Annotated in this window: 18 protein-coding genes; 7 read left to right on the forward strand and 11 right to left on the reverse strand. The window is 65.2% G+C overall.

What is annotated here, in order from left to right; genetic code table 11:
* Nucleotides 1-93 precede the first annotated feature (93 nt).
* Nucleotides 94-1,851 carry an alkaline phosphatase gene (locus tag AB7531_RS02005; protein ID WP_441279875.1) on the forward strand — a complete coding sequence of 586 codons (1,758 nt, stop codon included), beginning with the start codon at nucleotides 94-96 and terminating at the stop codon, nucleotides 1,849-1,851.
* A gap of 104 nt (nucleotides 1,852-1,955) precedes the next feature.
* Nucleotides 1,956-2,912 carry a homocysteine S-methyltransferase family protein gene (locus tag AB7531_RS02010; protein ID WP_063980361.1) on the forward strand — a complete coding sequence of 319 codons (957 nt, stop codon included), beginning with the start codon at nucleotides 1,956-1,958 and terminating at the stop codon, nucleotides 2,910-2,912.
* A 54-nt stretch (nucleotides 2,913-2,966) separates the two neighbouring features.
* Here AB7531_RS02010 and AB7531_RS02015 read toward each other — a convergent pair whose 3' ends face one another.
* The 10 genes from AB7531_RS02015 to sdhC form a co-directional block, all read right to left on the reverse strand.
* Nucleotides 2,967-5,132: an OmpA family protein gene (locus AB7531_RS02015; protein ID WP_084794918.1), complete on the reverse strand. Its 2,166-nt coding sequence runs from the start codon at nucleotides 5,130-5,132 to the stop codon at nucleotides 2,967-2,969.
* A gap of 186 nt (nucleotides 5,133-5,318) precedes the next feature.
* Nucleotides 5,319-5,561, reverse strand: coding sequence for a hypothetical protein (locus AB7531_RS02020; RefSeq protein WP_063980365.1), 243 nt, complete (start codon nucleotides 5,559-5,561; stop codon nucleotides 5,319-5,321).
* A gap of 83 nt (nucleotides 5,562-5,644) precedes the next feature.
* On the reverse strand, nucleotides 5,645-6,031 hold the full coding sequence (locus AB7531_RS02025; RefSeq protein WP_028158603.1) for a VOC family protein: 387 nt from the start codon (nucleotides 6,029-6,031) through the stop codon (nucleotides 5,645-5,647).
* Nucleotides 6,032-6,053: 22 nt separating this feature from the next.
* Nucleotides 6,054-6,878: an FkbM family methyltransferase gene (locus AB7531_RS02030; RefSeq protein ID WP_063985985.1), complete on the reverse strand. Its 825-nt coding sequence runs from the start codon at nucleotides 6,876-6,878 to the stop codon at nucleotides 6,054-6,056.
* A gap of 165 nt (nucleotides 6,879-7,043) precedes the next feature.
* Nucleotides 7,044-9,002: an ABC transporter ATP-binding protein/permease gene (locus AB7531_RS02035; RefSeq protein WP_063980366.1), complete on the reverse strand. Its 1,959-nt coding sequence runs from the start codon at nucleotides 9,000-9,002 to the stop codon at nucleotides 7,044-7,046.
* A gap of 52 nt (nucleotides 9,003-9,054) precedes the next feature.
* Nucleotides 9,055-11,211 (reverse strand): hybrid sensor histidine kinase/response regulator, encoded by a 2,157-nt coding sequence (locus AB7531_RS02040; protein WP_063980367.1) that lies wholly within the window; start codon nucleotides 11,209-11,211, stop codon nucleotides 9,055-9,057.
* Nucleotides 11,212-11,376: 165 nt separating this feature from the next.
* Nucleotides 11,377-12,159 (reverse strand): succinate dehydrogenase iron-sulfur subunit, encoded by a 783-nt coding sequence (locus tag AB7531_RS02045; RefSeq protein ID WP_028151918.1) that lies wholly within the window; start codon nucleotides 12,157-12,159, stop codon nucleotides 11,377-11,379.
* 25 nt (nucleotides 12,160-12,184) lie between these two features.
* On the reverse strand, nucleotides 12,185-14,020 hold the full coding sequence (gene sdhA, locus AB7531_RS02050) for a succinate dehydrogenase flavoprotein subunit (protein ID WP_063980368.1): 1,836 nt from the start codon (nucleotides 14,018-14,020) through the stop codon (nucleotides 12,185-12,187).
* 3 nt (nucleotides 14,021-14,023) lie between these two features.
* A complete protein-coding gene (sdhD, locus tag AB7531_RS02055) occupies nucleotides 14,024-14,428 on the reverse strand; it encodes a succinate dehydrogenase, hydrophobic membrane anchor protein (RefSeq protein ID WP_063980369.1) in 405 nt (134 codons plus the stop codon).
* Nucleotides 14,425-14,823: a succinate dehydrogenase, cytochrome b556 subunit gene (gene sdhC, locus AB7531_RS02060; RefSeq protein WP_028151914.1), complete on the reverse strand. Its 399-nt coding sequence runs from the start codon at nucleotides 14,821-14,823 to the stop codon at nucleotides 14,425-14,427. Before sdhC ends, sdhD begins: the two co-directional genes overlap by 4 nt.
* Before the next feature lie 508 nt (nucleotides 14,824-15,331).
* Here sdhC and AB7531_RS02065 point away from each other — a divergent pair.
* Nucleotides 15,332-16,192 (forward strand): sulfite exporter TauE/SafE family protein, encoded by an 861-nt coding sequence (locus tag AB7531_RS02065; protein ID WP_063980370.1) that lies wholly within the window; start codon nucleotides 15,332-15,334, stop codon nucleotides 16,190-16,192.
* Between the two features lie 192 nt (nucleotides 16,193-16,384).
* Here the strand turns inward: AB7531_RS02065 and AB7531_RS02070 are convergent, their stop codons facing one another.
* The gene (locus AB7531_RS02070) at nucleotides 16,385-17,914 is read right to left on the reverse strand and encodes a malonate--CoA ligase (protein WP_063980371.1); all 1,530 of its coding nucleotides are present in this window, start codon (nucleotides 17,912-17,914) and stop codon (nucleotides 16,385-16,387) included.
* 95 nt (nucleotides 17,915-18,009) lie between these two features.
* Between AB7531_RS02070 and AB7531_RS02075 the strand changes: the two genes are divergently transcribed.
* From AB7531_RS02075 to AB7531_RS02090, 4 genes are all read left to right on the forward strand, one after another.
* Nucleotides 18,010-18,771, forward strand: a complete 762-nt coding sequence (locus AB7531_RS02075; protein ID WP_063980372.1) for an SDR family oxidoreductase — start codon at nucleotides 18,010-18,012, stop codon at nucleotides 18,769-18,771.
* A gap of 321 nt (nucleotides 18,772-19,092) precedes the next feature.
* A complete protein-coding gene (locus AB7531_RS02080) occupies nucleotides 19,093-19,647 on the forward strand; it encodes a fasciclin domain-containing protein (RefSeq protein ID WP_063980373.1) in 555 nt (184 codons plus the stop codon).
* Between the two features lie 183 nt (nucleotides 19,648-19,830).
* The gene (locus AB7531_RS02085; RefSeq protein ID WP_014490675.1) at nucleotides 19,831-20,460 is read left to right on the forward strand and encodes a cytochrome b/b6 domain-containing protein; all 630 of its coding nucleotides are present in this window, start codon (nucleotides 19,831-19,833) and stop codon (nucleotides 20,458-20,460) included.
* A gap of 14 nt (nucleotides 20,461-20,474) precedes the next feature.
* Nucleotides 20,475-21,257: a molybdopterin-binding protein gene (locus tag AB7531_RS02090; RefSeq protein ID WP_063980374.1), complete on the forward strand. Its 783-nt coding sequence runs from the start codon at nucleotides 20,475-20,477 to the stop codon at nucleotides 21,255-21,257.
* Nucleotides 21,258-21,271: the final 14 nt, after the last annotated feature.

Raw genomic sequence — 21,271 nt, forward strand, 5'->3', positions numbered from 1 at the left:
TTCGCTCCATCCGGGCTACGCGCTTAATGACGATGTCATGCGCGACCGCTAGGGTTCCGCTCCTGTTGTGAACGGGATTGCGGAGCATCGAGCATGGTCAAGGGATCGGCACTCGCCTCACTCATCGTCCTCTGTTGGACAACGTCGCTGTCGGCGCAGACGATCTATCCGATCGATCGTGCCGAGATCCTGGCTGGCGCCCGGTTCGACTTCAAGGTCGAGTTTCCCGGGCCGGTCGATCCGGCCAGGCTGAAGGTGACCGTGAACGGCGCGGACTATGCTGCCGCGTTCGGACGTAGCGGGACCTTCATCGATCGCGAGGACGGCAAGGACCAGTCGGCGCTGATTTTGCGCGACGTCACGCTGGCCAAGCCCGGCACCGTCACGGTGGATGTCAGCGATGGCACGCAGCAGCGCAGCATCGCATGGACGGTTTACGACACCGGTCCGCGCAAGGCGAAGAACGTCATCCTGTTTATCGGCGACGGCATGTCGCCAGCGCATCGGGTCGCAGCGCGAATCCTGTCCAAGGGGATTGCGGAAGGCAAGAGCCGCGGCAAGCTCGCAATCGACGACATGCCCCATATGGCGCTGGTGGCGACCGCGGGCTCGGACTCGATCATCACGGACTCCGCGAACTCGGCCAGCGCCTATGCGACCGGCCACAAGAGCGCCGTCAACGCCCTGGGCGTCTATGCGGACCGCACCGCAAGTCCGTTCGACGATCCCCGCGTCGAAACCATCACGAGTCTTGCCAGGCGGAGGCACGGCATGGCGATCGGTGTCGTCACCAACATCGAGATCGAAGACGCAACACCGGCCGCGATGGTCGCGCACACCCGCCGGCGCGCCGCCTATGACGAGATCGTCGAGCAGTTCTTCGCGGCGAAGCCGGATGTGCTGATGGGCGGCGGCAGCGCGAATTTTCTGCCGAAATCCGCGGCCGGCTCCAAACGCAAGGACGAAGCCGACTACATCGCGAAATTTCGCGAAGCAGGCTATCAGGTCGCGACGACCGCGAGCGAGCTCGGCGCTTCTGCCGCAAAGCCGGAGACAAGCAAGCTGCTCGGCCTGTTCGCGACCGGCAACATGGATGGCGTGCTCGACCGCAAATTCCTCAAGGGCGGCGGCGTGAAGAAATTTCCCGAGCAACCTGATTTGACCGAGCAGGTGCGGGCGGCGCTGAACATGCTCTCGAAGAACGAGACCGGCTTCTTCCTGATGGTCGAATCCGGACTGATCGACAAATATGCGCATGTCCTCGACATGGAGCGCGCCGTCTACGATACGATCATGCTCGACAACGCAGTGCGCCAGACGCGCGAATGGGCACGGGCGCGCGGCGACGACACCCTCATCCTGGTGCTGGCGGACCACAATCATCCCAACAGCCTTGTCGGCACAGTGAATGACGACATGGGCACCACGCCCAACGTGCCGCTGCGCGAGCGTGTCGGCGTCTACGAGCAGGCTGGATTTCCCAATTATCCGGCGCCGGATGCCGAGGGCTATCCGTCACGCGTCGATGTGAGCCGCCGGCTCGCCATCTTCTCGGCCAGCCTGCCGGATCACTACGAGACGTTCCGCCCGAAGCTCGACAATCCCAACGAGCCGACCGTCAAGGCCGGTGACGACGGGACCTTCAAGGCCAACGACAAATACAAGGACGTCCCCGGCGCGGTGCTGCGCCCGGGCAATCTGTCGGCGATGATCGGCGCCAGCGTGCATTCGGGCGAGGACGTCATCCTGACGGCGACCGGGCCGGGCAGCGAGCGCGTGCACGGCTCGATGGACAACACCGAGGTGTTTCGCGTGATGGTCGATGCGCTTGGGCTCGCCGCAGGGCAGTAGGAGCAGTCGCGTACCGCGCGACATTATGCGGCACCATCTCGCATGAGACCGGAAGGAGGTTGAAACGACCGAATGAGTGGGGCCTCGCAGCGACGGAGCGACCAATGGCGAAGTACAGAGACAATCTGCCTCAGCGCCGCGGCGGTATCTTCCTGACCGACGGCGGCATGGAGACGACCCTGATCTTTCACAAAGGTCTGGAGCTTCCTCACTTTGCTGCCTTCGTGTTGCTCGAGAGCGAGGCCGGCCGCTCGCATCTGAGGCAGTATTACGAGGCCTATCTTGCGATCGCGCGTCAGCATGGGCTCGGCTTCGTGCTCGACAGTCCGACCTGGCGCGCCAATCCTGATTGGGGTGTCAAGCTCGGCTACGATATGGACGCGCTCACGGCGATCAACGTGCGGGCAATTCTTTTTCTCGAGGAATTGCGCGGCACATGGGAGACCTCCGGCCTGCCCTGTGTGATCAACGGTGCGATCGGTCCGCGGGGCGACGGCTACAAGGCCGGCAACATGGATGCGACGGAGGCGATGGACTATCATTCGTCCCAGATCGCCTCCTTCGCCGAGGCCGGCGCCGACATGGTGACCGCGTTCACGCTGAACAGCGTCAATGAAGCCATCGGCGTGGTGCGTGCTGCAAAGATGCACGCGATCCCGGTTGCCATCTCCTTCACGGTCGAAACTGACGGTTGCCTGGTCAGGGGAGAGACCCTGCGGGAGGCGATCGAAGTCGTCGATCGTGCAACGGAAAGCGCCTGCGAATATTTCCTGATCAACTGCGCTCATCCGACCCACTTCGAGAGTGCCCTCCAAGCCGGCGAGCCATGGGTCGAACGCATTCATGGCGTCAGGGCCAATGCGTCGGCCAAGAGCCATGCCGAGCTCGATGAGTCCGAGGTGCTCGACAGCGGCGATCCCGCCGATCTCGGCCGCCGTTATGTGGCGCTCAGGCGGGCATTCCCGCGCATGCAACTGCTCGGCGGCTGCTGCGGTACCGATCACAGGCATGCCGCAGCCATCTGCGCTGCCTGCGTGCCGCTTCAGGCAGCGGGCGCCTGATCCAAACAAAAATGGCCGGGATTGCTCCCGGCCATTTTGCATTTGTGCTTCGCCTCAGCGCGGCGGCGCGGTGCCGGGCGGGGGCGGCGGCAGCGAGGCCTGGCCACCGTTGAGCAGCGGCGTGATGTTGCGGACGGTGACGCGCCGGTTGATCAGGCTCGGTCCTTGCGTCTGCTCCTTCAGATACTGCTCGCCATAGCCCTGCGAGGTCAGGTTCTCGGCGGGCACCCCGAACTGCTGGGTCAGCAATTCGGCCGCGGACTGCGCACGGCGATCCGACAATGACAGATTGTCGACCTCGTTGCCGACCGCGTCGGTGTGTCCCTCGATCAGGAACACCGCACGCGGGTTGCGCTGGATCGCACGGTTGAGACCGTCGGCGATCCCCTGCAGCCGGGCCGCCTGGTCCGGCGGGATGGTCCACGAGCCCGTCTCGAAGGTGATCGTGTTGACGTCGATGCTCGGCATCTGCATGCGAACATTGGGGCTGTAGCGGATCTCGTCGAGCGTGTAACGCCGATCGATCCGCTGTACCGGCGGTGCCTCCATGGTCTGGTAGATCACGTCCGGCGATGCTTCCTCGGCGTCGACGATGTAGCGATCGTAGGGAATGTTCACGACCGGCGGCGGCGCATCGACATAGAAGCCGCCGACCGACCGCGGATCGCGGTAGCTGTTGTCGATGATGATGATCTCGCGCCCGCCGGGGTCCCTGCGGATTCGCCGCAGCAACGAACCGTCGGGACCGACCACGGTGATGACCTCGCTGCCATCAGGACGGATCACGACCGTGCGGGTCTCGCCGCCGACGGTGTCGGTGCGGATGTCGCGGGCGCCATAGCGGAAGCGATAGAGGTCGTTGCCGCGGACGTAGGCCTGTCCGCCCGGATCGCGGATGATGATGCGATCCGGTTCGGTGTAGACGGTGCGGCCGCCTTCGATGGCCTCGCGTCGCTGGTTGTGCAGGTCGGCAATGGTGGCTCCGATTACGGCGCCGGCCACCACGCCCGCACCGATCGCGAGCGGTGTCAGGTCACGCTGCGGCGGGCGCGGCGGAGGTGGCAGCGGTGCGACGACTGTCGGCCTGGCCTGGAAGGCAGGCGTAACCGTCGGCGGAGCGAATTGCGCCCGGTTGGGCGGCGGCGTTGCGGCCGCCGAGCCTGGGACTGTGCTCGGCGCAGCGGCACCGGCGGGCGCCGCGGGCCGCGGCGGGAGGCCGCCGGCCTGGGGCGGCGCAGCCGGAGTTCCGGCTGCGGGCGCGCCCGCGGGAGGCGTTCCGCCCTGTTGACCAGGGGTCGGCGTCGCCGCTGGAGCTGTGCCGGGGGCGGGCGTCGGTCCTGCACCGGGACGGCCCGGCAGCGGCGTCGGAGCGCCACCGGGGGCCGGCGTGGCCGTTGGAGCGGGCGCGGCACCGGGGGCCGGTGTCGGTGATCCTGCAGCCGGAGGCGTGCCGGGACGTCCGCCGGGCGGCGGGGTGCCCGGGCGTCCAGTCGGCGGTGCGCCGGGCGTGGCGCCCGGTGCCGGCGTTGCCGTCGGAGCAGGTGTTGCCGTCGGAGCAGGCGTGGCGGTCGGTGCAGCCGCGCCAGGGCGGGCCGCAGGCGCGGCCGGTGAAGGCGACGGCGTAGCCGCAGGTGCCGGCGCCGGACGTGCGGGTGCTGCTGCGGGCGGCGTTGCTGCTGCCGGCGGAGTCGGAGCGGGACGCGCGGCAGGCGGAGCTGCGGCGGGAGGCGGCGTCGGCGTGTGCTGCTGCGCGGCCGGGGGCGGCGGAGTTGGCGCAGGCGCATGCTGCTGGGGTGCCGCAGCCGGAGGCGGCGACGGCTGCTTGGGAGCTGCCGGCGGTGGGGGTGGCGGCGGAGGCGGAGGTGTCGGACGTGCCGCAGGCGGAGGAGGCGGTGGTGGGGTCGGGCGCGATGGCGCGGCAGCCGGCGGCGGCGGAGCGGGAGGATGCGGAGGTGCAGCTGCGGGCGGCGGCGCCGTGGGGCGCGCAGGAGCTGCAGGCGGTGCCGCGGCAGGAGGAGGTGGTGCGGCAGGACGTGCGCCAGGCGGCGGTCCCTTCGGCGCTTCCTTCGGAGGCTGCTTCGATTTGTCGGTCTCTGGTGGTTGTGTCTGCGCTTGCGCGACCACGAGCGGCGGCGCGCTTTGCGCATGCGATGCGGAGCTTGCGAATTGCATCGCGGTCAGAGCCGTCGTTGCAAGCAGCACGAAACGAAGGTTGGTCATGATGGTGAACTTCCCCGGAAGGTTCTTTGACGAAGTGTCGGGATGAACAGCTACGCGTTAGGCCGGAATGTGGCGGGCGAAGAGGTCGCGGGCCGATTTATTTCTGCACGCAAATCACCTCACTATGGTGACGTTCATTGCGCATTCAGACGCAGGTTGCAATTGCCTCACATGTGATGCTTCGCCTCACATGTGATCGCGCAGCGAACTTGCATCCGTCGCGGGATTCGGCGTGAGCGGTCCGTTCTGTCCGCGCGATGGAATCTCTTCCGGCACGTGGCCCGGCAATTCGTCGGGCCGCGGTGATTCGCCGGGCTCGCGCACGGGCGGCGCGATTTCAGGCTGCGGATTGCCCGGCGGAATTCCAGGCGGCGGCTCGGTGGGCGTGCCGGGCGTCGACGGTGGAATCTCGGGCGGTTCGATCGGCATCACATCATCGAGGTCAGTTGTCTGGAGAATGACAACGATGATGCCGCGCCGATGTTCCTTGTCGTGTCGTGCCTGAACGCGCGCTATTCCGGCGCGTGGCAGACGGCCTCGATGTTGTGTCCGTCAGGGTCGAGCACGAACGCGCCGTAATAGTTCGCATGATAATGCGGGCGGATGCCGGGTGCGCCGTTGTCGCGGCCGCCGGCGGCAATCGCCGCCTTGTAGAAGGCGTCGACCGTGGCGCGATCCTTGGCGAGAATCGCGATATGCACCGGCTTGTTCATCGCGCCTTCCGCACCGAACCAGAGGTCCGGCTTGCCGTTGGCGCCGAAGCCTGCCGCCGCAGCGTGGCCAGTCTGCTCCGCCGTTACCTCCATGATCAGGCTGTAATCGAGTGGTGCCAGCGCCTTGGCGTAGAACGCTTTCGCGCGCTCATAGTCGGAGACCGAAAAACCCAGATGGTCGATCATCGCAAATCTCCCTTGCTCACGGCTAGCGCGACAGGAACGTATTGCTCCGTGTCTTGCGCGCGATCGCAAAGCCGCGCGCGACCATGTCAGCGATACAATCCTGCTGCCATTCGTTTTGTGACAGATGCTCGATCACCACCGCGCGCGGCCACAGCGATTGCGGCGCGTCGCGGAAGAAGCCGATCAGCACGCGGTCCTCGAACCCCTCGACGTCGATCTTGAGCGAATCGACTTGGCCGACGCCGGCCTCGTCCAGAATGCGTGTCAGCCGCAGCGACGGCACCTTGATGGCCTCCGCGCTGGCCGTGCCGGTGACGACGTGCGTGGCGCCGAGATTGCCGCCGCCGCTCTCGATCATGAGCTCGCCGTCGCTGTCACCGGCGGCAGCCTGCACCAGGCGCACCTGCGTCGTCTTCGACGCGGCGTGGTTGAACGAGAGCCGTCCAAACGTCATCGGATGCGGTTCGATCGCGACCACCTTGCCATTGGTGCCGACCTGCTGCGCCATCACCAGGGCAAAGGTGCCGACATTGGCGCCGACGTCGACGAACACGCCGCCTGCCGGGGTGTGTCGGCGCAGGAAGTCGAGCTCGTCGAGATTGTAGTCGGGATTGAACAGCGCGCCGCGCTCGGTCGCGCTGCCCTGGTGATAGAAGCGGAACGAGGCGCCCTGGTACTGCACATCGATCGGCCCGCCGCGTATCAGGTTGACCAGCCGCGACATCCACGGGCGGAACGCACCGCGCTTCAGCCCCGACTGTTGCGCAAGGCGGATGATCGCAGCCTGTGCCGCGTTCGGCGCAAACGCGCCAAACGGCGCGGACGAAGGGGCGTTGTCGGGCGTCAAGCAGGTGGTCCTCGTTGCAGGCGGCGCATGCATAGCCGGTTTTGATGAGGACTCCAATGTTGCGGGAAAAGAATGTAGCCCGGATGGAGCGCAGCGAAATCCGGGGTTCTCGCCGCTCTGATGGACCGTCCCGGATTGCGCTTCGCTCCATCCGGGCTACGGACCTCACGCCGCCTTTTTTGGCGCGGCCTTGCGCTGCCTCAGGAATCGCCCGAGCAGCTTGCGCTTGCCCTTGCGCGGGATCAGGTCGATATCGCTGACGAGCTTGGCGCCGCCCTTGCGGCGTTCCAGCACGATCTTGCGGCTGTGGAAGGCTTCCAGTTCGACGCGATGGGCGACGCTGACGATGGTCGCCTTCGGCAGCTCGTCGGTGACCATCTGCATCATCTTGTCCTGGCTCTTCTCGTCGAGCGCGGAGGTCGCTTCATCGAGCACGACGATGTCGGGATTGTGCAGCAGCAGCCGCGCGAAGGCGAGGCGCTGCTTCTCGCCGCCTGACAACGTCTGATCCCACGGTCCCTCTTCCTCGATCTTCTCCTTGAGGTGGTCGAGGCCGACCTTGTGCAGGGCTTCGCCGATCTCCTCCACGGTCCAGTCGTCCTCGGCGCCGGGATAGGCGACGGCGCGGCGCAGGCTGCCGGACGGCACGTAAGGCCGCTGCGGCAGCATGAACAGGCGCCGGTCGGGATGGAAATTGACGCTGCCGCCGCCCCATGGCCAGAGCCCCGCGATGGCGCGCACCAGCGTGCTCTTGCCGGTGCCGGATTCGCCCGCGACCAGCAGCCGCTCGCCCGGCTCGATCACCACCTCGGTCTCGCCGACCACGGCCGTGCCGTCGTCGAGCGTGACGGAGAGATCCTTCATCTCCAGCATGGCGTCGTTGCTGGTCTCGCCGCGCTTGATGCGGCCGAGGCCGTCGCCCTGCTCGGCGCGCTCGAGGCCGTCGAGCGACATCATCAGCGAGGCGATGCGCCGGGCGCAGGCGTTCCAGTCGGCGAGCCTGGGATAATTGTCGACCAGCCAGCCGAACGCGCTCTGCACGATGGTGAAGGCGGAGGCCGCCTGCATCACCTGTCCGAGCGTCATGCTGCCGTCGAGGAATTTTGGCGCGCAGAGCAGGAGAGGGACCACGGGAGCGACAAGGCTCGAGCCTTGCGAGACCAGCGTTGTGCGCATGTGCTGGCCGGCCAAACGCGCCCACTGCCGCAGCACGTTGGTGAAATTGCGGTCGATGCCGCCGCGCTCCTCCTCCTCGCCGCCGAGCAGCGCGATGCTCTCGCCGTTCTCGCGCACGCGCGTCAGCGTGTAGCGGAAATCCGCCTCGGCCTGGTTCTTGTCCTCGGAGACCTGCACGAAGCGCCGGCCGATCACCAGGATCGAACCGGAGGCGATCGCGGCGTAAAGGATCGCGGCGATGACGAGGAAGCCGGGGATGGTGATGGCGGAGCCGCCGAGCGTGACCGTGAGCGCGCCGCCGATGGTCCAGAGCACGATGATGAAGGTCGCAGCCGACAACAGCGCCGACGTGACGCCGGCGAGGAAATCGACCGGGGAATCGGTCGCCACGCGCAGATCCTCGGCGATCCGGTATTCTGGATTCTTGTGGTCGCCGCCGACCAGGTTGAGCTGATAATAGCGCCCGTTGGCCAGCCAACGCGTCAGCACGCTTGCCGTGAGCCAGGCGCGCCAGCGGCGCTGAATGCCCATGCGCGCGAACACCTGCGCGACGCCGAGCACGATGCTGCCGATCGCGAGCGGGAAGAACACCGCGGTGAGATGGAAGACGGTGGTCGCCTCGCGCTTCTCGATGGCGTCGAAGATCGCGCGATTCCAGACATTGATGCCGTATTGAAAGCCGACGGTGAGGACGATCAGCACGACGAGGCCGATCGAATAGAGCCACGCCAGCCGGTCGCCGTTGCGGCCCCAGAAGCCGCGTGCGCTGATCCAGAAGCGCGTCAGCAGATAGTCCTTGCGAACCTGCTCGGCCTCCTCGGGCGAGAGTGCGGGATCGGGCTCAATAACCTCCGGCGGCGGCGGCGTGACCTCGTCGCCGTTCTCGCCCTTGATCTCGACAATGGGGGGCTTCCTGCCCTGTTCGCGCTTTGCGGCCGGCTTGTGCATGAGCGGATAACGCGAACCAAATCAATCGGTTCCCGTTGGTTCCGTGCCGCCCTCACTCGGCGGCGCCGTCGCGGACCGGCCGGAGCCTCGCGGCCCGATGGAGAACCCGCGACAATTCCTCGATCGAATAGGGCTTTTGCACGAGATCGAAGCCGGCGGCGCCATCTTGTGACAGGGCCTGACTGTAGCCCGTGGTCAGCACGATCGGCACGCGGATGCCGCGCTCGCGGATCGCTTGCGCCAGATCGAGCCCGGTCATCCCGGGCATCACCACGTCGGAGAACACGACGTCGAAGCGATCTGTGTCCACGGTGAGCTCGGCAAGTGCGTCGGTGGCGTTGTCCACCAAAGTGATGCTGTAACCGAGCTCGGTGAGACCGTCGGCAGCGAAATTGGCGAGCTCGATATTGTCCTCGACCAACAGCACCGACATGCCGCTGCCGGCCACCGCCGGCGCGGTGTTGGGCGCCTGCCGCTGCGGCAGCAGGTCCGCCGGCACGCGCGGCAGATAGAGTGAGAAGGTGCTGCCCTGGCCGACCTCGCTCTCGACGGTCACCTCGCCGCCGGATTGGCGGGCGAAGCCGAACACCTGCGACAGGCCGAGACCGGTGCCCTGGCCGACCTGCTTGGTGGTGAAGAACGGCTCGAAGATGCGGCCCAATCGTGCGGCGGGAATGCCGATGCCGGTGTCGCTGACGGCGACACTGACGAAGCCATCGTTGCCTGCAAGATCATGGCTGCCCGAGACGTGCACCAATGTATCGGGTACGGTCGCCGCCGCCTGCACGGCGAAGGTGATCCTGCCTTTGCCCTGCATGGCGTCGCGCGCATTGGTCGCCATGTTGATCAGAGCCGTCTCGAACTGGCCGGCATCGGCCTTGACGAGGCAGGACTCGGTCGGCAGCCGGATTCCGATCTCGATCGCCGGCCCGAGCAGCGTGGCGAGCATGTCGTGCAGCGACTGCATCCGCTCCCCGACGTCGAACACTTCCGGTTTCAGGGTCTGGCGCCGCGCGAACGCCAGCAGCTGCGAGGTCAGCTTGGCGGCGCGCGCGACCGCGTCCGCAATGGCATTGATGTAGCGCTGCCGCCGCTCCTCGCTCAGCTGCGGCCGGTTCAACAAGTCGACCGAGGCACGAATCACGGTGAGGAGATTGTTGAAGTCGTGCGCGACACCACCGGTGAGCTGGCCGAGCGCTTCCAGCCGCTGGCTGTGCTTGAGCGCCTCCTCGGCCTCGCGTCGCGCCGTGGCCTCGGCGTGGAGATGCTGGGTGCGCCGGAACGCGAGCGCAAGCAGCAGAAACAGCAGCGCCGTGGCGGGAATGCCGAACACCAGATGCTGGCCCATGGTGGCGAGCCAGCGCGCGCGGATCGCCGAGGTCTCGAGCCCGGCGCTGACATAGATCGGATATTCGGCGACGCGCCTGTAGCCGACGCGCCGCTCGATTCCGTCCGAGGGCCAGGCGATGGTGATGAGGCCGTGCTCGGGGTGAGCGGCGATCTGCTGCCCGACCGGTCCGGTCGGATCGAGCCGGAAGTCGCGGTCGAGCCGGGGAAAATGAGTGAGCACCACGCCGTCCGTGCGTCCCATGGCGAAGAAGCTGCCGGGATCGGAGCCGATCCTGGCATAAAAGCTCTCGAAATATTCCGGCAGGACGGAGGCCTGGATGACGCCGATGAAGCTGCCATCGTCGGTTTCGCGGCGCCGGCTCATGCCGAAGAAGCGTGCCCCCTGATAGGGCGGACGCGGCGTCAGGGCTGCGCCGACGAACGTGCCAATGTTCTGGTCGACATGGGCGTAGAAGTAATCGCGGTCCGCAAAACTCAGATCCTGCGGTGGCGAGGCGAGGCTGTTGACCAGCGATTTCCCGTTCGAGTCGAAGATCCAGGCCGATTTGAGCTGCGGCAGCGCATCGGTCAGCCGTTTCAGGCGGCGATGCAGCGCCGGTTCGCGCGAGCGGATGACCTCGTCGGGAAGGCCGCGCACGACTTCGTTGAGTTCGGCCAAGCTGCGGTCGATGGTCTCGAACACCTTGAGCGCGTGCTCATGGGCGACATCGAGCGTGCGCTCGATCTCGCGGTCGGCGATGTCCTTCGTCGATGTGTAGGAGATCGTGGAGGTGAAGACGAACAGTGCAATCGGCAGCGCCAGGGATGCCGCCATCATCCACTGCAACAGTCTCAGCGAGTTGCGTTGCGCACCCTGCACAGTCGCTCCGGTCCCTGACCGGAGAGCTTACTTGAAATTCCCGCTGGGAAGGAAGTGGCCTGTCGATGGAACCGGAGGTTGTAATCCGGACGTTCGCGCGTGGTGCGGGCTATGGCGTAGAATGCCCCGGCCGTCGCGGCCGGGGAGCCGTAGCATGAATGAGGCCTAGATCTGGCGCTCGACCATCTTGAGCTTGAGCTCGGCGATGGCTTCCGCCGGATTCAGGCCCTTCGGGCAGGCCTTGGCGCAGTTCATGATGGTATGGCAGCGGTAGAGGCGGAACGGGTCCTCGAGATTGTCGAGCCGCTCGCCGGTCGCCTCGTCGCGGGAGTCGGAGACCCAGCGGTTGGCCTGGAGCAGGGCGGCCGGGCCGAGATAGCGATCGCTGTTCCACCAATAGCTCGGGCACGAGGTCGAGCAGCAGGCGCAGAGGATGCACTCGTAGAGGCCGTCGAGCTTCTCGCGGTCCTCATGGCTCTGGCGCCATTCCTTCTGCGGCGTCGGCGAGGTCGTCTTCAGCCACGGTTCGACCGAGGCGTACTGCGCGTAGAAATTGGTGAGGTCAGGAACGAGGTCCTTCACGACCGGCTGGTGCGGCAGCGGGTTGATCTTGACCGCGCCGTCCTTGACGTCATGCATCGAGCGCGTACAGGCGAGCGTGTTCTGGCCGTCGATGTTCATCGCGCAGGAGCCGCAGACGCCTTCACGGCAGGAGCGGCGGAAGGTCAGCGACGGGTCGATGTTGTTCTTGATCCAGATCAGGCCGTCCAACACCATCGGACCGCAATCATGGGTGTCGACGTAATAAGTGTCGACGCTCGGATTCTTGCCGTCGTCCGGATTCCAGCGATAAACGCGGAATTCGCGAACGTCTGTCGCGCCCGCCGGCTTCGGCCAGGTCTTGCCGCCGGTGATCTTGGAGTTCTTCGGAAGTGCGAATTCAACCATTTCGATTAAGGCCTTCGCTGTTCGCTCAGTACACGCGCGCCTTGGGCGGGATGTACTGCACGTCGTTGGTCATGGTGTAGTCGTGAACGGGGCGGTACTCGATCTTGACCTTGCCGGCATCGTCCAGCCAGGCCAGCGTGTGCTTCATCCAGTTCTTGTCGTCGCGCGCGGAGAAGTCCTCGCGGGCGTGGGCGCCACGGCTCTCGGTGCGGTTGGCGGCGGAGTCCATCGTCACCACTGCCTGCGAGATCAGATTGTCGAACTCGAGCGTCTCGATCAGGTCGGAATTCCACACCAGCGAGCGGTCGGACACGGCGATGTCGGTGATGCCGCTGTGGACCTTCTCGATCAGGTTCTGGCCTTCGCTCAGGATGTCGCCGGTGCGGAACACCGCGCAATTGTTCTGCATCACGTGCTGCATGCCTTCGCGCAGCTTCGCGGTCGGCGTGCCGCCGGAGGCGTAGCGGTAATGGTCGAGGCGGCCGAGCGCGAGCTCGGACGAGTTCGCCGGCAGCTCCGGCTGCTTGGCGTTGGGCGTGAGCTTTTCGGCAAGACGCAAAGCGGCGGCGCGGCCGAACACCACGAGGTCGATCAGCGAGTTGGAGCCAAGGCGGTTGGCGCCGTGCACGGAGACGCAAGCCGCTTCGCCGATCGCCATCAGGCCTGGGATGACGGCGTTGTCGTCGCCGTCCCGCTTGGTCAGCACTTCGCCATGATAGTTCGTGGGGATGCCGCCCATGTTGTAGTGCACGGTCGGCACGATCGGGATCGGCTCGCGCGTCACGTCGACATTGGCGAAGATTTTTGCGGATTCGGAGATGCCCGGCAGGCGCTCGGCCAGCACCGCGGGATCGAGATGGTCGAGATGCAGGAAGATGTGGTCCTTCTTCTTGCCGACGCCGCGGCCTTCGCGGATCTCGATGGTCATCGCGCGCGAGACGACGTCGCGCGAGGCGAGGTCCTTCGCGGACGGCGCATAGCGCTCCATGAAGCGCTCGCCCTCGGAATTGACGAGATAGCCGCCTTCGCCGCGCGCGCCTTCGGTGACGAGACAGCCCGAGCCGTAAATGCCGGTCGGGTGGAACTGCACGAACTCCATGTCCTGCATCGGCAGGCCGGCGCGCAGCACCATGCCGCCGCCGTCGCCGGTGCAGGTGTGTGCCGAGGTGCAGGAGGCGTAGGCGCGGCCGTAGCCGCCCGTTGCCAGGATCACGGTCTGGGCGCGGAAGCGGTGCAGCGTGCCGTCGTCCAGCTTGAGCGCGATGACGCCGCGGCAGGTGCCCTGGTCGTCCATGATCAAATCGATGGCGAAGAACTCGATGAAGAACTCGGCCGCGTGACGCAGCGACTGGCCGTACATCGTGTGCAGCATGGCGTGGCCGGTGCGGTCGGCGGCGGCGCAGGTGCGCTGCGCCTGGCCCTTGCCGTAGTCCATGGTCATGCCGCCGAACGGGCGCTGGTAGATCTTGCCGTCCTCGGTGCGCGAGAACGGCACGCCCCAATGTTCGAGCTCGTAGACCGCCTCGGGCGCGTTGCGCACCATGTATTCGATCGCGTCCTGGTCACCGAGCCAGTCCGACCCCTTCACGGTGTCGTACATGTGCCAGCGCCAGTCGTCCTTGTGCATGTTGCCGAGGGAAGCCGAGATGCCGCCCTGGGCCGCGACCGTATGCGAGCGGGTCGGAAACACCTTGGTGATGCAGGCGGTGCGCAGACCGGCTTCGCTGCAGCCGACCACGGCGCGCAGGCCCGCGCCGCCGGCGCCGACCACGACGACGTCATAGGTGTGGTCTTCGATCGGATAGGCTTTGCCGTTGGTGGCGGGAGCGCCGTTGCCCTTGCCATTCGTCGCTGTGGCCATGGGTTACACTCCGGATGAAAGCTTGAGGATCGCGTAGGTCGAGGCGAGCGCCACAGCGATCGAGAAGAAATTGTTGAGCATGATCGAGATGAGCTTCAGCTTCTCGTTATGGATGTAGTCCTCGATCACCACCTGCATGCCGATCTTCATGTGCCAGGCGCTGGCGGCGATGAAGAGCAGCAGGATCACCGCGATCGGCAGCGAGCCGAGGATCTGTGCGGCACCGGCCTGGTTGCGGCCGAGCAGCATCATGATGATCACGAGCACCGGAATCATCAGCAGCGTCATGGCGACGGCGGTGATGCGCTGGCGCCAGAAATCGGACGTACCCGAATGCGCCGCACCGAGATTGCGGACGCGGCCGAGCGGGGTGCGCATGCTGCGCTTGGGCGTATCGGTCGCGCTCATCGTCCGCCTCCGATCGCATAGGCGATGATCCAGATCAGGACCGTGAGCACGATGCCGCCGATCAGCGCGCCCCAGGTCAGGGCCTCGCGCTCATTGGGCTTGAAGCCGTAGCCGAGGTCCCACACGAAGTGCCGGATACCGCTCAGCATATGGTGCATCAGCGCCCAAGTGTAGCCGAACACGATCAGCCGGCCGATGATGCTGCCGGTGAAGGCCTGGACGTGGGAATAGGCGGCGGGGCCGGAAGCCGCCGCGATCAGCCACCAGGCCAGCAGCAGGGTTCCGACGTAGAGCGCGATACCGGTGGCGCGATGGACGATGGACAGCGCCATCGTCAGCGTCCAGCGGTAGACTTGCATGTGGGGGGAAAGCGGTCGTTCGATCCGTGCGGTCATGGGCTTTTGATGTTTATTGCGGCCCAGCAGGGGGCACGCGGGGATCGCGAAAGGTCGGCTCTATTTACGGAGTCGATTTCGCCTGCGCAATCACCAAATCGCCATAAATCGAACCGCGGTTCAGCTCTAGAGCGTTGATGATGCAAGGCCAATCAGTGGCTTGGTATACCAGCACTTCTGTCCGCCAACGAAAAACGGAATATAGATTCATTTGTTCTGAAGGGACCGATGCGCGTTGAAATTGCTATTGGAACGCCTCTAAACGGACCATGCCGTCCAAACCCGCCCGGGGCCGGTCTTTTGAGCCGCTAACGCCTTTCGGACGGCACCAAACAGCTCCCGCCCCGGCCCGTTTTGGCCCCTGTCCGGATATGCGCACCTTGCATTCCACCCCAGCCGCAAGATGTGGCGTGTCGACCGCGAGAATCAGATCGCCTAAAGCTCCGCACGCAGCTTTCCGAAGGCATGTTTCGGAGAAGTTGCGACCAGTCGCCGGGGCAGGTCAGGGGTGATTGCAGGTCTTGATATCAAGGAGATCGTCGAGCTCGCGCTGTTGCTGATCGCAACCGGCGCGCTCTCGGGATTCCTGGCCGGCGTGTTCGGCATTGGCGGGGGCGCGATTCTCGTGCCGGTGTTTTACGAATGCTTCCGGATCGCCGGCGTGCCGCTCGAAGTGCGCATGCCGCTCTGCATCGGCACCTCGCTCGCGGTGATCATTCCGACCTCGATCCGTTCGTTCCAGGCGCACTACAAGCGCGGCGCCGTCGATATGACGATCCTGCGCGTGTGGTGGCTGCCGATCGTGATCGGCGTCGTCGCCGGCAGCGTCATCGCGCGTTACGCGCCGGAGAAGCTGTTCAAGATCGTGTTCGTCTGCGTCGCCTATTCCGCGTCGGCGCGTCTCATCTTCGCGCGCGAGGGCTGGAAGTTCGGCGATGATCTGCCCAAAGGCCCGCTGATGCGCGTCTACGGCTTCTGCGTCGGTATCCTCTCGACGCTGATGGGCATCGGCGGCGGCTTGTTCTCGAACCTGCTGATGACGTTCTACGGCCGGCCCATCCACCAGGCAGTGGCGACCTCGTCGGCACTCGCGGTCCTGATCTCGATCCCCGGCGCGCTCGGCTACATTTATGCCGGCTGGCCGGCGGCGGCGACCTATCCGGCCGTCGCAGCGCTGCAAGTCCCGTTCGCGCTTGGCTACGTCTCGCTGATCGGCGCCGTGCTGGTGATGCCGATGAGCCTCGTGACAGCGCCGCTCGGCGTGAGAGCCGCGCATGCGATGTCGAAGCGAACGCTGGAGGTGGCGTTCGGCTGCTATCTGTTCATCGTCGGAAGCCGGTTTGTGATGAGCTTGGTGGGCGGACAGTGAACGGCTTCGGCTGAACTCCGCGCCACATCCTCCGCTGTCATCGCCCGCGAAGGCGGGCGATCCAGTATTCCACCAGCGCCGGTGATTGATCCGAGAGGCCGCGGCGTACTGGATGCCCCGCCTTCGCGGGGCATGACAGCGTACCGGGTAGAGGCTCCTCGCAATGACGGCGAGAGAGCAGAGCTCCCCCACTCATTTCTTCGCGTAAATATCCTTGTACGTATCCCGCAGCACGTTCTTCTGCACCTTGCCCATCGTATTCCGCGGCAATTCGTCGACGACGAACACGCGCTTGGGCATCTTGAACTTTGCCAGCCTTCCGTCGAGCGCCTTCAGCACCGCGGCCTCGGTGACGTCGGCGCCCTTGTTGCAGACCAGAACCGCCGTGACGCCTTCGCCGAAATCGGCATGCGGCACGCCGATCACGGCGGATTCGACCACGCCGGGCATGGCGTCGAGCTCACTCTCGATTTCCTTGGGGTAGACGTTGAAGCCGCCGGAGATCACGAGATCCTTGCCGCGGCCGAGAATGTGGACGTAGCCCTTGTCGTCGATCTTGCCGAGGTCGCCAGTGATGAAGAAGCCGTCGGGCCGGAATTCGGACTTGGTCTTCTCCGGCATGCGCCAATAGCCCTTGAAGACGTTCGGGCCCTTCACCTCGATCATGCCGATCTCGTCGCGCGGCAGCTCCTTGCCGGTCTCGGGCTCGGTCACGCGCACGGAGACGCCGGGGAGGGGAAAGCCGACCGCGCCGGGCACGCGCTCGCCGTCATACGGGTTCGACGTGTTCATGTTGGTCTCGGTCATGCCGTAGCGCTCGAGCACCGCATGGCCCGTGCGCGCCGACCATTCGCGATGGGTTTCGGCGAGCAGCGGTGCGGAGCCCGAGATGAACAGCCGCATGTGCTTTGTGGTCTCGCGCGACAGCGCGGAGTTCTGGAGCAGCCGCGTGTAGAAGGTCGGCACGCCCATCAGCACCGTGGCGCGCGCCATCAGCTTGATTATGAGATCGGGGTCGAGCTTCGGCAGGAAGATCATCGACGCCCGCGAAAACAGCGTGACGTTGGTCGCCACGAACAGGCCGTGCGTATGGTAGATCGGCAGCGCGTGGATCAGCACGTCCTTGTCGGTGAAGCGCCAATAGCCGACCAGGCTCAGCGAGTTCGACGCGAGATTGTCGTGCGTCAGCATCGCGCCCTTGGAGCGGCCGGTGGTGCCTGACGTGTAGAGGATCGCGGCGAGATCGTCGTTTGCCCGTGAGACGGTCGCGAATTCGCTGCTGGCCTTGTCGGCGGCTTCCGTCAGCGAGCCCTTGCCGTCGGGCCCGAGCGTCTCGACCTTGGCCTTCACCTTGGCGGCGATCGGGGCGAGGCCCTCGGCCTTGGAGGGATCGCAGACCACCAGCGACGGCTCGGCATCGCCGATGAAGTAATCGAGCTCGTTCAGCGTATAGGCCGTGTTCAGCGGCAAATAGACCGCGCCGGCCCGCACGGTGGCGAGATACAGCACGATATTGGCGACCGATTTCTCCACCTGCACCGCGACGCGGTCGCCGGGCTTCACGCCGCGCGCGACCAGCACGTTCGCCATCTGCCCGGCCCGCGCGATCAGGTCGCCATAGCTGATATGGGCGCCGTCCTGCGTCTCGACCGCGAGGCGTTTGGGATCGTCCAGACCGTCGAACAGGCGGGAAAACAGGTTGGCGTTGGCAGCTTGGTTCATGCAAGATTTCCTCGACCGCAAGGCAAACAAGGCCGGTCAAAACCGAGGGCTGGATTAGCAAAAACCGCCCCAATGAAGCAACGGAGACAGTTTGCATGACCAAAAACGGGAAACGCGTGGCCTGGGTGACGGGCGGTGGCAGCGGCATCGGGGAGGCCGGCGCCGAGGCGCTCGCGGCCGACGGCTGGATAGTCGTGGTCTCGGGCCGCCGCAAGGACGCCCTGGATACCGTGGTTGCCAGGATTGCCAAGGCAGGCGGGGCGGCCGAGGCCATTGCGCTCGATGTGTCCAACGCCGCCGAAGCCCAGAAGGCGGCCGATCAAATCGTCGCGAAACACGGCCGCATCGACCTGCTCGTGAACAATGCCGGTATCAATGTCCCCAAGCGGAGCTGGAAGGACATGGAACTGGAGGGCTGGGACGAGCTCGTCCAGGTCAACCTCAACGGCGTGCTGTATTGCATGCGCGCAGTGTTGCCCACGATGCGCAAGCAGCAGGATGGCTCGATCATCAACGTCTCGTCCTGGGCCGGCCGCCACGTCTCGAAGATGCCGGGCCCGGCCTACACCACCACCAAGCATGCGGTGCTGGCGCTGACTCATTCCTTCAACATGGACGAATGCGTCAACGGCCTGCGCGCCTGCTGCCTGATGCCGGGCGAGGTGGCTACTCCCATCCTGAAACTGCGCCCGGTGGTGCCGAGCGAGGAGGAGCAGGCCAAGATGCTGCAATCGGAAGATCTGGGCCGCACCATCGCGTTCATCGCATCGATGCCGCCGCGCGTCTGCATCAACGAGCTGCTGATCAGCCCGACGCATAATCGCGGATTCATTCAGACGCCGAACAACAGGGATTGAGACGAGCACACTGCCGTAGGGTGGGCAAAGGCGCGACGCGCCGTGCCCACCATCTACCCTCGATCGCGAATGAAGTTGGTGGGCACGCTTCGCTTTGCCCACCCTACGGCACCGGGTGCTGAGCCCGCGCTCATACACGGATGCGCCGCTACATAGTTTCACGCATCACGATAAATTATTTCCCGAAACCCCATCGCGAACCCTCCCGTAGTTCGGTCCAACGACGGCACTGCTGCTTCACGCCAAAAGGTCGCAGGCGCCGTTGTTGCCCCAACGCAAACGCCGGCCATTGCCGGTCACAATCCAATCGGGAGACTCTCCATGTCGAAGCGTATTGCCTATCTCGCTGCCGCCGCTTTCAGCGCCCTGGCCATCACCGCGACCGTCGTCGCGCCTGTCCGCGCCGAGGAGAAGACCGTCATGGTCGGTGGCGCCGCGATGTTCCCGTCCAAGAACATCGTCCAGAACGCCGTCAACTCCAAGGATCACACCACGCTGGTCGCGGCGGTGAAGGCGGCCGGCCTGGTGCCGACGCTGGAAAGCAAGGGCCCGTTCACGGTGTTCGCGCCCACCAATGCCGCCTTCGGCAAGCTGCCGGCCGGAACCGTCGACAATCTGGTCAAGCCCGAGAACAAGGCGACCTTGACCAAGATCCTCACCTACCATGTCGTGCCCGGCAAGCTCGAGGCCTCCGACCTCACCGACGGCAAGAAGATGAAGACCGCCGAAGGCGAGGAACTGACCGTGAAGAAGCAGGACGGCAAGGTCTGGATCGTCGATGCCAAGGGCGGCACCTCGATGGTGACGATCTCCAACGTCAACCAGTTGAACGGCGTGATCCATGTGGTCGATACCGTGCTGATGCCGGCGACGTAACACCGCGCGTCCCTGTTTCATCCCGCAAGCAGGATGCGACGAAACGGCGAGCCGGGGGCACCCGGCTCGCTTTATTGTGACCAAGGTCGCCCGCAGACTCGATTCGCCGTCGTGCGGGGGCGTAACGAAAGCGGAAGTATCGGCGTATATTCGGTGTCAGACGACCTTCAGGACGGAACCATCATGTCGAGCCTCACAGTCAGCGACGAGCAGGTCAGCGCCACCCCCGCCAAAGTGATCCAGCCGGCCTGGGTCCGTGTCATGCACTGGACCAACGCGGTCGCCATGATCCTGATGATCCTGTCGGGCTGGCAGATCTACAACGCCTCGCCGCTGTTCGGCTTCAGTTTTCCGCGCGAGTATACGCTTGGCGGCTGGCTCGGCGGTGGCCTGCTCTGGCACTTTGCGGCGATGTGGCTGCTGATGGTCAACGGCCTCGCCTATCTCGTCACCGGCTTCGCCACCGGCCGCTTCCGCAAAAAATTGCTGCCGATCACGCCGTCCGGTGTGCTCCACGACGTCAGGGCTGCCCTGACCTTCAAGCTCGGCCACGACGATCTCACCGTCTACAATTACGTGCAGCGCCTGCTCTATGCCGGCATCATCGTGGTCGGCGTGCTGATCGTGCTGTCGGGCCTGTCGATGTGGAAGCCGGTGCAGCTCTATTATCTCGTGATGCTGTTCGGCGACTATCCGACCGCGCGCTACGTCCATTTCTTCTGCATGGCCGCGATCTGCGCCTTCCTCGTCATTCACGTCTTGCTCGCGCTGCTGGTGCCCAAGAGCCTGCGTGCGATGATCATTGGCCGCTGATTAGGAGACCCGTTATGGCCAAGCGCTCATTCCTCATCCCCGGCGTCGACAAGCGGCTGCTGATCAAGGACTCCATCAAGTCCATGCCGGACTTCACCCGCCGCCGCTTCATCGCCGGCGGCGCCAGCCTCGGCGCGCTGACGCTGCTCACCGGCTGCGACGTCGTCGATTCCTCGTCGGCCGATACCCTGCTCGCGAAGGTCTCGAAGTTCAACGACGCCGTGCAGGCCTGGATGTTCAATCCCGACGCGCTGGCGCCGACCTTCCCGGAAAGCGCGATCACGAAACCGTTTCCGTTCAACGCCTATTACGATCTCGACGACGCGCCCGATGTCGACGGCGCCGACTGGAAGCTCGAGGTGCGCGGTCTCGTCGACAACAAGAAGTCCTGGACGCTGGACGAGCTCTACAAGCTGCCGCAGGTCACGCAGATCACCCGACACATCTGCGTCGAGGGCTGGAGCGCGATCGGAAGCTGGACCGGCACGCCCTTGCGCGATTTCCTCAAGCTGATCGGCGCCGACACGCGCGCAAAGTATGTCTGGTTCCAGTGCGCCGACAAGGACGGCTACAACTCGCCCCTGGACATGCGCAGCGCGCTGCATCCGCAAACCCAGATGACGTTCAAATACGCCAACGAGATATTACCGCGCGCCTACGGCTTCCCGATGAAGATCCGCGTGCCGACGAAACTCGGATTCAAGAACCCGAAATACGTGGTCTCGATGGAAGTCACCAACGACTACAAGGGCGGCTATTGGGAAGACCAGGGGTACAATTCGTTCAGCGGGAGTTAGGCACGCTGCTGTAG

It is taken from the genome of Bradyrhizobium sp. 63_E2_N1_3 (assembly GCF_052076005.1).
Lineage (GTDB): Bacteria > Pseudomonadota > Alphaproteobacteria > Rhizobiales > Xanthobacteraceae > Bradyrhizobium > Bradyrhizobium barranii.

Bases quoted from the DNA above. Each gene is read 5' to 3' on its own strand.
- AB7531_RS02005 (WP_441279875.1), top strand. From the start codon at position 94: ATGGTCAAGGGATCGGCACTCGCCTCACTCATCGTCCTCTGTTGGACA.
- AB7531_RS02010 (WP_063980361.1), top strand. From the start codon at position 1,956: ATGGCGAAGTACAGAGACAATCTGCCTCAGCGCCGCGGCGGTATCTTC.
- AB7531_RS02015 (WP_084794918.1), bottom strand. From the start codon at position 5,132: ATGACCAACCTTCGTTTCGTGCTGCTTGCAACGACGGCTCTGACCGCG.
- AB7531_RS02020 (WP_063980365.1), bottom strand. From the start codon at position 5,561: ATGCCGATCGAACCGCCCGAGATTCCACCGTCGACGCCCGGCACGCCC.
- AB7531_RS02025 (WP_028158603.1), bottom strand. From the start codon at position 6,031: ATGATCGACCATCTGGGTTTTTCGGTCTCCGACTATGAGCGCGCGAAA.
- AB7531_RS02035 (WP_063980366.1), bottom strand. From the start codon at position 9,002: ATGCACAAGCCGGCCGCAAAGCGCGAACAGGGCAGGAAGCCCCCCATT.
- AB7531_RS02045 (WP_028151918.1), bottom strand. From the start codon at position 12,159: ATGGTTGAATTCGCACTTCCGAAGAACTCCAAGATCACCGGCGGCAAG.
- sdhA (WP_063980368.1), bottom strand. From the start codon at position 14,020: ATGGCCACAGCGACGAATGGCAAGGGCAACGGCGCTCCCGCCACCAAC.
- sdhD (WP_063980369.1), bottom strand. From the start codon at position 14,428: ATGAGCGCGACCGATACGCCCAAGCGCAGCATGCGCACCCCGCTCGGC.
- sdhC (WP_028151914.1), bottom strand. From the start codon at position 14,823: ATGACCGCACGGATCGAACGACCGCTTTCCCCCCACATGCAAGTCTAC.
- AB7531_RS02070 (WP_063980371.1), bottom strand. From the start codon at position 17,914: ATGAACCAAGCTGCCAACGCCAACCTGTTTTCCCGCCTGTTCGACGGT.
- AB7531_RS02075 (WP_063980372.1), top strand. From the start codon at position 18,010: ATGACCAAAAACGGGAAACGCGTGGCCTGGGTGACGGGCGGTGGCAGC.
- AB7531_RS02080 (WP_063980373.1), top strand. From the start codon at position 19,093: ATGTCGAAGCGTATTGCCTATCTCGCTGCCGCCGCTTTCAGCGCCCTG.
- AB7531_RS02085 (WP_014490675.1), top strand. From the start codon at position 19,831: ATGTCGAGCCTCACAGTCAGCGACGAGCAGGTCAGCGCCACCCCCGCC.
- AB7531_RS02090 (WP_063980374.1), top strand. From the start codon at position 20,475: ATGGCCAAGCGCTCATTCCTCATCCCCGGCGTCGACAAGCGGCTGCTG.